Genomic DNA, 13559 nt, shown 5'->3' with positions numbered 1-13559 from the left:
TCAGGGTGGTTGCGCTGCTGGAATGCGTCCGAATGGGCTAGCTGGATGCCTCGAAAGGGGTCCGCAGATCAGGTCGAAAACTGTCCCCCGACAGGGTGACAAATGTCCTGTCACTCATTTGGGGGACTGCTGAATTCGGTGATTTCGGATTGCTGAGGAATCACTTAGGCTCCAGCTCGTTGACCTGCTCGGAGGGGCCGTAGGCAGGTCGGCACGATCCCTGGTTTCACGGCCCCATTGAGGTCGGATGATGGCGCTCATTCCCTCAGGTGACTTTGCCTTGCCCAGCCCTGCAACGGGTCTGCGTAATGGCCTTGCCCTGCTCATGAGTCTGCTGTTGGCCGTCGGGGCGATTGTCTACGGACCTGCTGCTCCGGCAAAGGCGGCAGCAGGCGATATTCGTTGTGGTAGCACGTACGTCTACGGCCTGCGGGCCGGCGAGACCGTGTCGGCCGACAACGCGTCCCTGATCCGGTTCACCGCGCCCAGCGGCGCTTGGACCAAGATCGGCAGCTTCGGCAGCGGAACCACCTCGATCAACGCCCTCGGCATCGACGCGGCCGGCGACCTGGCCTACGCGATGGGCCCGGCCACCAACGGCACCGCGAACATGTACCTCTACCGCGACTCCTCCGGGACCGGCGACGCCGCCGTTTCGCTGAGCGGCTTCAATACCGGAATCGGCACCTTCCTGGCCGGTGCGGTCGATCCCACCACCGGCCAGTACTGGGTGGGCGGCACGGCGTCCGGCAACACCTTCTGGGCGTACTCGATCAACCCGTCGACCCGAGCCGTCACCTTCCGGTTCAACGTCACCGTGCCAGGCTCCTCGAATGCCGACATGGCCTTCGATTCGCAGGGCAACCTGTACCTGGCCGTGTCGCCGAGCAATGCGGTCGGCGAAGTGCGCCTGTACACGGCGGACGCTCTGACCCGCACTGATCCGCCGGGTGTGACCCTGTCCAAGCTGGACGCCTCCAACGGCGGCTACCCGGGCATGGCCTTCGCTTCCGACGGCTTCCTGTACCTGTCGGCGGGCACCTCGCTGAAGAAGGCGCGTCCGTCCACCGGCGCGGTCGAGCAGACCATCACCACCAGCTACAGCACCCGCCTGGCCGACCTCGGCTCCTGCGCGACGCCGACCGTGGTCTATGCGCTGCAGAAGAACGTGGTCAGTCGTGCGGCCAGCACCGACCAGTTCACCTTGACGATGACCGGCACCAAGGTCAGCAAGTCGGCCACCACGACCGGCACCGCGACCGGCGTGCAGAGTGTGACGGCCGGCCCGGTGCTGGTGATCGCCGGAGAGTCCTACCAGATGGCCGAGGCGGCCAGTGGCACCACCAACCTGAGCAACTATCTCAGCTCCTACACCTGCACCGGATCGCGGACCGGAACCGTCGCCGGCAACGGCACGTCGTTCAGCCTGACCGCCCCAGCCGCGGACGACAACGGCAAGGGCGACAACATCACCTGCACCTTCACCAATGAGGCGAAGAAGGCGGCGATCCAGGTCGTCAAGAACGCCACTGGCACCCCCACCAAGGCCGGCGATCAGGTGAAGTACACCTTCACCGTCACCAATGTGGGCAACCGGGCCCTGACCGGGATCGCCCTCAGCGACCCCAAGCTGGCCCCGGCGACGATCAGCTGCCCGGTCACCTCGCTGGATCCGGGCAAGTCCACCACCTGCACGGCATCGGCGGCCTACACCGTGCTGCAGTCCGACGTCGAGGCCGGCAAGGTCTCCAACACCGTCTCGGTGGTGGCGACCCCGCCGAACGGTGAAGGCGCGGCCGGCTCGGTCACCGACACTGACACCGTCGAGGTCGCCATCACCCGCACCCCGCAGCTCAAGCTGGTCAAGACCCTGACCAGCGGCAACCCCTTCGTGGTCGGTGACAAGCTGACTTATGCCTTCACGCTGACCAACACCGGCAACGTCCAGATCACCGGAGCCGGCGTGGACGACCCGCTGCTCGCCGGTGAGACCTGCCAGGCGACCACGCTCGCCCCCGGAGCCTCCACCACCTGCTCAGCCAACCCGTACTCGGTCACGGCCGCGGACGTCACCGCGGGCAAGGTGGTCAACACCGCCGGGGTCACCGGCACCAGCTCCGCCGGCGCGGCCAAGCTCGACTCCGCCTCGGCCAACCAGGTGACCACCAAGCTCGGCACCGTCCCGACCGCCGGAGACGACGCAGCCACCACCAAGCAGAACGTCAACGCCACTATCAACCTGCTGGCCAACGACACCGCGGGGGTGTCCGGCACTGGTGAGAAGTACACGCTGGTCCCGTCCTCGCTGAAGTTCACCGACGCCGGTGCGTCCACCGACGGCAAGAGCCTGACCGTGGCCGGCCAGGGCAGCTACACGATCGATGCCGCCGGCGTGCTGACCTTCGATCCGCTGCCCGGCTTCAGTGGCAGTGCCACGGCCGTGCACTACCAACTCACCGACAGCCACGGGCTGACCGCGACCGCCACGGTGAAGCTGACCGTGACCGCGATCGTCCCGGACGCCACGAGTGACGCCGGTTCGACCAACTACCGGACGTCCACCACCATCGACTTGGTCGCCAACGACTCGGCAGGCGATTCGTCGGCTCCGCTGGTGCCCTCCAGTGTGGTCTTCACCTCGGCGTCGGCCACCAATGGCGGCAAGTCGCTGAGCACGGCGCAGGGCAGCTACACCATCAACAACGCCGGGGTGGTCACCTTCGTCCCGGCCGCCGGCTTCGTCGGCACGGCCGGACCGGTCACGTACCGGATCGCCGACACCAACCAGACCACCGACACCGCGACCCTGACCATCACGGTGGCCGGTCCGCCGGCTCCGACCGCGTCCAACGACTCCGGCTCCGGGCTGCAGAATCAGGACGTCACGGTGGACGTGCTGGCCAATGACCACGCCAGCGGGACCGCCGTCCTCGACCCGACCTCGGTCCGGCTGCAGGGCAGCGGTGTCTCCGCCGACGGCAAGACCCTGGCCACCGGCAACGGCACCTGGCGGGTCGGCACCGACGGCAAGATCACCTTCGATCCGGCAGCCTCCTTCGTGGGTGCCAGCGCTCCGGTCACCTACCAGGTGGCCGACGATCTCGGCCAGACCGCCACCGCCACCGTGACTGTCACGATCGCGGCCGTGGTGCCGAGCGCGACCAACGACGCCACCAACGTCGCGTACCTCCATGTGGCAACGCTCAGCCCGCTGGTCAACGACGCGGGCAACCCGTCGGCCGCCCTGGTGCCGAGCAGCCTGGCGCTGACCGACCCGGCGACCGCCTCAGGCAGCCTGGCGGTTGCCGGCAAGGGCACCTGGAAGGTCTCGGGCAGCCAGATCACCTTCACCCCGGTGGCCGGCTTCAGCGGCACTGTCAGCACCGGCTACCGAGTGGCCGACGCCAACGGCACCGTGGCCACCGCCACCCTCTCGGTGAGCGTCGGGACGGCTCCGTCCGCGACCGCCGATGCCGGCACCGGACTGCAGAACCACGACATCACCGTCGACGTGCTGGCCAACGACGTCCCCGGCAGCGATGGCGCCGGGCACCCGGGCAGCTTCGGCCCGGTGCAGCTGGGTACCTCCAGCGGGCACGGCAGCTACCGGGTCGAGGCCGACAGCCGGATCACCTTCGATCCGGACCCCTCCTTCGTCGGCGAGGCCACGGCGTCCTACTCGGTCGCCGACTCCTTCGGGAACCCGGTGAGCTCGACGGTCACCTTCACCGTCACCCCGGTCACCCCGGTGGCAGCTGATGATCGTGGCCACGGTGCCTTCGCCCACCCGGTGACCGTTCCGGTGCTCGGCAACGACCTGGCCGGCGACCCCAGCGCACCGCTGGACGCCTTCAGCGTCGTCCTGCTCGGCACCGGCGGGACCGCCGGCAAGACCCTGGTCACCGCGGACGGCAGCTACGCCGTGGACGCCACCTCCGGCGCCATCACCTTCACTCCGGCTACCGGCTTCACCGGTGCAGCGAGCCCGGTCCGCTACCGCGTGGCCGATCTCAACGGCACCACCACCACGGCCACCCTGACCGTGACCATCGGGACGGCACCGAACGCCGCCGACGACTTCGGTGCGACCACCCAGGGCCATCCGGTCAGCGTGGACGCGCTGCGCAATGACACGGCCGGTGACGACGGGGCCGGCACCCCGGGCAGCCTGATCCCGGCCACCCTGGTGTTCACGGCGCCCGGCGCCACTGACGGCGGCAAGACCCTGGTCGTCGCCGGCCAGGGCACCTGGACCATCGGCACCGACCACCAGGTGCAGTTCGTCCCCGAGCCGAGCTTCACCGGCACGGCCCGGGTGGACTACCGGGTCACCGACGATCAGCTGAACAGCGACACGGCCACGATCAGTGTCACCATCGCTGCGGTCACCCCCACGGCCGCCGACGATGCCGGGCACACCCCCTTCCAGACCGCGGTGACCACCACTGTGATCGGCAACGACGCGGCCGGCGCCGATGATCTTCCGCTGGTCCCCAGCAGCGTGAAGCTCACCGACCCGGCAGCCACCGGTGCCGGCACTCGGCTGAGCACGGGTCAGGGCACCTGGACCGTGGAGAGCGACGGCCGGATCACCTTCGACCCGGCGGACGGCTTCTCCGGGCTGGCCACTGCGGCCTACCGGATCAGCGACCGTAACGGCACCTCGGCCACCGCGAACCTGACCGTCACGGTCGGGGCGGCTCCCCAGGCCCATGCCGATGCGACCAGCACCCAGCAGAACGTGGATGCCGTCCTGAACGTACTCTCCAACGACGCCGCCGGTGACGACGGCGCGGGCGGCCATGGCACCCTGGCGGCCGCCAGCGTCGTACTCACTGCGGGCGCGGCGACCGCAGCCGGCAAGAAGCTGGTCGTCGACGGCCAGGGCACCTGGACCGTGGAGAGCGACGGCCGGATCAGCTTCGATCCGGAGGTGACCTTCCTCGGCACCGCGGCAACCTCCTACCGGGTCACCGACAGCTTCGGGAACACCGCCACCGCCCTGGCTTCGGTGACGGTCACCCCGATCCGGCCGCAGCCGGCCGACGATCAGGCGCACACCACCTATCGCACCGCGGTCAGCGTCGATCTGCTGGCCAATGACCGGCCGGGCGCGGACTCGGCAGCATTGGTGCCGAGCAGCGTGAAGTTCCTGGCCGCCGGCGCTACCGAGAACGGCACCAAGCTGACCGTCCCCGGTGAAGGCAGCTACCAGCTGGTCGACGGCGTGGTGACCTTCACCCCGGCCGCCGGCTTCCAGGGCACGACCAGTGCGGTCGGCTACCAGGTCTCCGACGCCAACGGCACCTCGGCGACCGCGGTCCTGTCGGTTGAGGTGGTCGCTCCTGCTGCCCCGACCGCGGCCAATGACGCCGTGCACACCGCGTTCGGCACCCCGGTCACGGCGGACGTCCTGGCCAACGACCGGGCCGGTGCGCTGGCCACCCTGCAGGCCGGTTCGGTCCGGCTGAGCGGCTCCGGCGTCAGCGATGCCGGCAAGACCCTGGTGCTGGACGGTGTCGGCACCTTCAGCGTCACTGCGGACGGTTCGATCACCTTCACTCCGGCTGACGGCTTCTTCGGCTCGGTCCCGTGGGTGAGCTACGAGGTCTCCGACGAGCTCGGACGCAGCGCCCAGGCGTCGCTGTCGGTGCGGGTCGGCCTGCCGCCGCACGCCTTCGACGACACCGCGACCACCCCGCAGAACACCACCGTGGGCTTCAGCCTGCTGGCCAATGATTCCGCCGGTGACGACGGCCTCGGTGCGGCCGGCGAGCTGCGTCCGGCGTCGGTGGTGTTCACCTCCGGCTCTGCGCAGGACGAGGGCAAGCGCTTGGTGGTGGCCGGTGAGGGCACCTGGACCATCGCGGCCGATGGCGCGGTCAGCTTCGATCCGCTGCCGTCCTTCGTGGGGCTCACCTCGGCGGCCGCGTACCGAGTCACCGACTCCTTCGGCAACACCGCGGACGCGGTGGCCTCGGTCACGGTGACTGCGATCACCCCGACCGCCCATGACGATTCGGCGCACGGAGCGTTCGGCCATTCGGTCGTCCTCGACGTGATCGCCAACGACGCTCCCGGGGCTGTGTCAGCTCCGCTGGAGTCCAGCAGTGTCATCTTCACCGACGCTGCTGCCACGAACGACCGGCGCGAGCTCAGCGTCGCCGGCGAAGGCACCTACCGGATCGATTCGTCGACCGGCAAGGTCACTTTCACCCCTGTGTCGGGCTTCCAAGGCCCGACAACTCCGGTCGAGTACCGGGTGTCCGACAGCAATCTCACCCACGCGCGTGCGCTGATCAGAATCACCAGCGGTTTTCCCCCCTCCGCCGTTGATGACTCTGCTCATGGGGCTTTCGGACACCCGGTGGTCGTCGGAGTACTGAGTAATGACACCGCAGGCGATGACGGCGACGGCGAACTGGGCGGCCTGGTGGCGGCCAGTGTCGTCCTGGACGCCGACGCCGTCACCGCCGCGGGCAAGAAGTTGGTCACCGAGGACGGCACCTGGACCGTGAACCCGACTACCGGCGCGCTCACTTTCGCCCCGGCCGCCGGCTTCTCCGGTGCCGCCTCGGTGGACTACCGGGTCAGCGACAGCTTCGACAACACGGCGACCGCGACCGCAACGGTGACCATCGGGCAAGCCCCGGTGACCGTCCCGGACGCCACCGTGACCACCCCGCAGAACGTCACTGTCTCGCTGCATCCACTGGCCAATGACGTGGCCGGGGACGACGGCGCGGGCGCGGCCGGTTCGATCGTGCCGAGCAGTCTGGTCTTCACCGATGCCGCGGCTTCGAGCGACGGCAAGGCGCTGGTGATCGACGGAGTCGGCCGCTGGAGCGTGGCCACCGACGGCTCGCTCAGCTTCGATCCCGAGCCCGGCTACCTGGGCACCACCTCTGTGGCCTACCGGGTCGCCGACAGCTTCGGCAACACCGCGACCGGCACGGCCTCGGTACGGGTCACTCCGATCGTCCCGGTCGCTTTCGACGATGCCGGCCACACGCCGTTCCGGACCCCGGTGATCGTCCCGGTGGCCGACAACGATGCTCCGGGTGCCGCTTCGGCACCGCTGGTGCCGACCTCGGTGCGGTTCGCCGACGCGGCGGCCACCGACCACGGAACCACGCTGGCCACCGAGGAGGGCACCTGGTCGGTGCGCGCGGACGGTTCTGTGCGGTTCGCCCCGGCGGCGACCTTCACCGGCGTGGCCACCGTGGACTACCGGATCGCTGATGCCAATGGCACCACGGCGGGCGCCCAGCTCGCGGTGACCGTCGGCCAGCCGCCGCATGCCGTCCCCCAGGCAGCGGTGGTGACCCCGCAGAACATCACAGTCTCCCTCGACCCGCTGCCCAATGACGTGGCCGGCGATGACGGCGCCGGCGTGCTCGGCTCGATCGACGCGGCCAGCCTGGTGCTGACCGGCGCCGGGGCGTCCGCCGACGGCAAGAAGCTGGTCAGGGACGGCGTCGGCAGCTGGACGGTGAATCTCGACGGCACGATCACCTTCGACCCCGAGCCCGGCTTCACCGGCGATGCGAGCGTGGCCTACCGGGTGACCGACAGCTTCGGCAACACCGCGGACGGCACCGCAGCGGCCACGGTCACTCCGATCCGGCCTACCGCAGTCGCCGACGAGGGCCATGCTGCTTTCGCTCATCAGGTGAGCGTCGATGTGGTTGCCAATGATGTCGCCGGTGATGTGTCGGCAGCGTTGGTGCCGGGTTCGGTGCGGTTCACCGATGCGGCTGCCACCGATGCCGGTCGCCGGCTCGAGACGGCCGATGGGGTCTGGTCGGTGGATGCCAGTGGCGTAGTCAGCTTCACTCCGGCCGCCGGGTTCACCGGCGAGACGAGCGTGAGCTACCGGGTCTCGGACACCAACGGAACCTCAGCGTCAACGTCGGTGACGGTGACCGTCGGACGGGCTCCGCTGACCGTCCCGGACGCCATCGTGAGCACCCCCCAGAACGTCACGGTTGCCCTGCATCCGTTGGCCAATGATGTGGCCGGCGATGATGGAGCCGGCGTGGCCGGCACGATTGTGCCCAGCAGCGTGGTCTTCACCGATCCGCAGGCGTCTGCCGATGGCAAGACGTTGGTTGTGGACGGGGTGGGCACCTGGAGCGTGGCCGATGACGGTTCGCTCAGCTTCGATCCGGAGCCCGGCTATCTCGGTACCGCCTCGGTGGCGTACCGGGTTGCCGACAGCTTCGGCAACACCGCGACCGGCACCGCTGCGGTGCGGGTCACTCCGATCGTCCCGGTCGCTCTCGACGATGCCGGTCACACCCCCTTCCGGACGCCGGTGAGCGTCCTTGTGGCTGGCAACGACACCCCTGGAGCGGCTTCGGCTCCGCTGGTGGTCGCCTCGGTTCAGTTCCCCCTACCGACGGCCACCAGCGGCGGGACCAAGCTGGTCACCGCGCAGGGCGCCTGGTCGGTGAACCCGGACGGCTCGGTGCGGTTCGTGCCGGCCAACGACTTCACCGGAGCAGCGACCACGACCTACCAGATCGCCGACGCCAACGGGGCGACCGCGACTGCCACGATCAGGATCACGGTCGGCACCGCGCCGGTGACGGCGACCGACCACGCAACGACGAAGCAGGGGATCGCGACCAGCCTGACCCCGGCCACCAATGACCTGCCCGGCGACGACGGGACCGGCCTGGTCGGCTCGGTGGATCCGTCGAGCCTGGTCCTGCTCAACGTCGCCGGCGACGCGGTGTCGTCCCTGGTCGTGGCGGGAGTCGGCACCTGGACCGTGTCCGGAGCCGAGCTCCACTTCGTTCCGGTGCCGAGCTTCACCGGTGACGCCTCGGTGTCCTACCGGGTCGCGGACTCCTTCGGGAACACCGCGACCGGGCTGGCTGCGGTGAGCGTCACCCCGATCGTCCCGGTGGCCAAGCCTGATGCGGCGCACGCCCCGTACGCTCACCAGGCTTCGGCCGACGTGGTCGCCAATGATGTTGCCGGTGACGTGTCGGCGGCCTTGGTGCCGGGTTCGGTGCGGTTCACCGATGCGGCCGCCACCGATACGGGTCGTCGTCTCCAGACGGCTGCCGGGGTCTGGTCCGCAGACTCCAGTGGCGTGGTCAGCTTCACCCCGGCTGCTGGGTTCACTGGCGAGGCGAGTGTGGCCTACCGGGTCTCGGACACCAACGGAACCCCCGCGTCATCGACGCTGACGGTGCGGATCGGAGCGGCTCCGTTCACGGTGGTGCAGCCGGCCGGCTCGACCCCTCAGGGTGTGGCGGTGGTTGTCGATCCGTTGGCCAACGATGTGGCCGGTGACGATGGCGCCGGGGTCGTGGGCAGCCTGGTTCCGGGTTCGGTGGTGTTCACTTCGGCCGATGCTGCCAGCGACGGCAAGTCGTTGGTAGTGGCTGGGGTAGGCGCCTGGTCGGTGACGGCGGACGGCTTGGTCCGGTTGGATCCGGAGCCGGGGTTCGTGGGTTCGGCGTCGGTGTCGTATCGGGTGACCGACTCGTTCGGCAACTCGACGACCGGCTCGGCCTCGGTCGTGGTGGCTGCGGTGGTCCCGTCCGCGACTGATGATGCGGCTCATACCGCGTATCGGACGCCGGTGAGTGTGTCGGTGGCCGGTAACGATGTGGCCGGTGCGGCGTCGGCGGCGTTGGTGCCGACCTCGGTGCGGTTCACTGCGACCACTGCTACTGATGGCGGCAAGACGTTGGCGACGGCGGCTGGCACTTGGTCGGTGAACACGGATGGCTCGGTGCGGTTCGTGCCGGCTGCCGGGTTCTCCGGGCAGGCGAAGACCGGTTACCGGATCGCTGATGTCAATGGCACGACCGCGACCGCGACCATCACCATCACGGTCGGCAACCCGCCGGCAACAGTGTCGGACGCGACTACCGTCACTCCGCAGAACGTGACCGTCGGGCTGCATCCGCTGGCCAACGACGTCCCTGGTGACGACGGCACCGGCACTCTGGGCAGCATCGATCCGGCCACCTTGCGGCTGACCGGCCAGGGTGCGGCGACCGACGGCAAGAGCCTGACCGTCTCCGGCGTCGGCAGCTGGACGGTTGCCACCGACGGCACGCTGAGCTTCGATCCCGAGCCCGGCTATCTGGGCACCACCTCGGTGGCCTATCGGGTCACCGACAGCTTCGGGAACACCGCCGACGGCACGGCTGCGGTGCAGGTCACCCCGATCGTCCCGGTGGCGCACGTCGACTTCGGGCACACCCCGTTCCGCACGGCGAGCCTGACCGACGTGGCCGGCAATGACCAGCCTGGTGCCGCTTCGGCTCCGCTGGTGGCCGACTCGGTGCGGTTCGTCGACTCTGCCGCCACCGACGGCGGACGCCGGCTGGCGAATGCCAGCGGTGTCTGGACCGTGGACGACCAGGGCCGGATCGGCTTCGTCCCGGCGGCCGGGGTCAGCGGCAAGGTGAGCGTGGGCTACCGGATCGCCGACACCAACGGCACCACGGCCAACTCGACCCTGACCATCACGGTCGGCGCTCCGCCGCGGGCCGATGACGACGCCGTGAGCACCCCGCAGAACGAGAATGTGTCGATCTTCGTCCTCTCCGACGATCTCCCCGGTGACGACGGCTTCGGCGGCTTCGGCTCGCTGGTCGTCGACAGCGTGATGTTCACCGCGAACCACGACACCGAACTCACCACTGCGCAGGGCACCTGGACGGTGAACAGCTCGGGTGTGGTCAGCTTCGACCCCGTCCCCGGCTTCGTCGGCCAGGCCGTCACCAACTACCAAGTCACCGACAGCTTCGGAAACCTCAGCTCAGCTGCCATCACCGTCACGGTGACCCCGATCACGCCGTCCGCCTTCACCGATCACGGTGCCGGACCGGCGCGCCAGGCAGTGACCGTCGCGGTGCTGGACAACGACCAGGCCGGCGCCACGAGTGCGCCACTGCGGCCCGGCTCGGTCAGCATCGTCGCCGCGGCGGCCACTGCACACGGCACTCAGCTGCTCGTCGATGGCCAGGGCACCTGGACGGTGAATGCCGGCGGCACCATCACCTTCACGCCGCTGGCCGACTTCGTCGGGACCACCAGCGCGATCAGCTACCAGGTGGCCGATGCCAACGGCACCACCGCCACCTCGACGGTGACGGTCACGGTCGGTCAGCTCTCCCACACTCGTCCCGACACCGCCACCATCGGCCAGGGCACCTCGGCCACTCTGGCGGTGCTGGGCAATGACGTCCCCGGCGATAACGGCGGCGGCACGCTCGGCAGCTTCGATCCCGGCACTGTGTGCCTGGGCCCGGACTGCCTGTCCAGCATCACCTCGCCCGGCGAGGGAGTCTGGACCGTCCAGCCCGGCGGACGAGTGGTGTTCACCCCTGAGGCCAGCTTCATCGGTCATGCCACGCTCAGCTACCGGGTCACCGACAGCTTCGGCAATCCGGTCACCGGCACTGTCGGCTGCTATGTGACTCAGGTGGTGCCCACCGCGTCCGATGACGCCGGGCACACCGCGGCCAACACCGCAGTCAGCGTGGACGTCTTGGCCAACGACGCCGGTGGTAATGCCACCACGCCGCTGGTGGCCGGAAGCGTCCGGCTGACCGGGGCCGGGGCGAGCGCGGACGGGCTCAGCCTGAGCATCGCCGGCCAGGGCACCTGGACGGCCCACAGCGATGGCCGAGTGAGCTTCGCGCCGGCGTCCGGCTTCACCGGAGCCACCGATCCGGTCAGCTACCAGGTCAGTGACAGCAACGGCACTCCGGTGTCGGCCACCCTGGTGATCACGGTGGGTGCGCTCCCGATCGCCACCGACAACTCAGCCACCACGCTGCGCAACCAGCCAGTCACGATCGACGTGCTCGCCGACGACAACGCCGGCGATGACGGCGCTGGAGTCGGCGGCACCCTGGATCCGGCCAGCGTGACGTTCACCTCCGACGAGGCCACCGATGCCGGTCGCACCCTGGTGGTCGCCGGTGAAGGCACCTGGCGAGCGGACGCCGCGGGGCAGATCACCTTCACCCCGCTGGCCGGCTTCGTGGGCGCGGCCACCAGCGTCGGTTACCAGGTCAGCGACAGCTTCGGCAACACCGCTCAGGCTCGGCTCAGTGTGGTGGTCTCGGCCGTCACCCCGTCCGCGGCCGACGATGCCACCACTGGTGCTCTGGGGCACCCGGTGACCCTCGACGTTCTGGCCAACGATGTGCCCGGCGATGTCAGCGCTCCGCTGGATCCCTCATCGGTGACGTTCACCGCGGCTGCGGCCACCGACGCCGGCAAGCGCCTCGAGGTGGCCGGCGAAGGCGTCTGGACGATCGCGGCCGACGGACGGGTCACCTTCACTCCCGAGTCGAACTTCACTGGTGCCACCGGCCGGGTGGGCTATCGGGTGCTCGACCGCAATGGGGCCGCCGCGGAGGCGACGATCACCGTGGTGATCGGTGCCGGGCCGACCGCGGCAGCCGATCAGGTCCAGGTCTGGCAGTACGGCGGAGTGGCGGTGCCGGTGCTCAGCAACGACAGCGCCGGTGCGGGCTGCACGCTCGACCCGCACAGTGTCGGCCTCACCGGACTGTCGATCTCGGCGACCGTGACCCGGGGGAGCAGCGAATTGATCGTGCCGAGCGAGGGCATCTGGTCGGTGAGTGCGGACGGCAGTCTGGCGTTCACTCCCAATCCCGGCTTCGGCGGCTGGAGCAGCTGGGTGACCTACTCGGTCTACGACAGCTGTGGCAATGGCGCGCAGGCCCAGGCGAGGGTCTACATGCCGGCCGCGAACACCACTGTCGAGCCGACCGAGGATCCCGGCCACGGCGACAACGGCGGTGGGAATGGTGGGCATCTGGCCTACACCGGTGTCGAGGTCGGCGGCCTGCTGATCGTTGCCATCGCCCTTGTACTCGGCGGCGGACTGCTTCTGGTACTCCCGAAGCGCCGCCGGCGTGAGGAGGATTCACATGCTGCCTGAACGGCGTCCCCCTGCAATGTGAATCCCCCAAGTGGTGGATACCTGCCCATTTCCCCCCAGGGCAGGATCCGCCGGCAATATCCACAACTGAATATTGTTCTCGAGGCTTATCGCCAAGAGTGTCGCCCCAAGTCGGACGCTGTGTCCCCCGTGTGAGTGATTCCCCCGGTCACCCCCGGGGGGACTATCTGATCCAGGTGACTTCTCTAGAATTAGTAGGCAATAAGGATTATCTCGAGTAGAGCAGTAGCGGCTCGCCGAAGACCCCAACAACGGTCAGCGGTTCGCGTCTGTTCACAGAAAGCTGGCTGAGGAGGCCTTGGTCGTGGTCCCCTATCCCAACCTGGTGCGCACTTCGCTCACCCGTCGATCAGCGGCTCAGTCGCCCCAGCCAACCGACCTTGCGTCGGCCACCTGCACCCCGGTGGCCGACGCACTGTCATGTCTGACGCCGGACGGGGGTCGCTCCGGCGCGGCCGTTTGACTCACCCTGGACGATGAGCCGCTCGCTCTGGCTCCCGATCACTCATCGTCCAGGGCCGACCCGGTCCTGCGAAGCCTCTACTCGAGGGGGCTTCGGGGGCCGCCGGGTTTCGGCGGGCTCCCAGCG

1 protein-coding gene is annotated in these 13559 nt (G+C 69.2%); it reads left to right on the top strand.

Annotation, left to right across the window (positions count from 1 at the left end):
* Positions 1-325: 325 nt before the first annotated feature.
* On the top strand, positions 326-12949 hold the full coding sequence (locus tag ATK74_RS09615; RefSeq protein WP_143483620.1) for an Ig-like domain-containing protein: 12624 nt from the start codon (positions 326-328) through the stop codon (positions 12947-12949).
* The last annotated feature ends 610 nt before the right edge of the window (positions 12950-13559 follow it).

Origin of the sequence: Propionicimonas paludicola (assembly GCF_002563675.1) — a bacterium.
GTDB lineage: Bacteria > Actinomycetota > Actinomycetes > Propionibacteriales > Propionibacteriaceae > Propionicimonas > Propionicimonas paludicola.
The sequence above is the reverse complement of the archived record's forward strand: the minus strand, read 5'-3'. Positions and strand labels throughout refer to the sequence as shown.

What these genes read in the sequence shown, in the direction of transcription:
- ATK74_RS09615 (WP_143483620.1), top strand. Translation starts at nt 326, where the DNA reads ATGAGTCTGCTGTTGGCCGTCGGGGCGATTGTCTACGGACCTGCTGCT.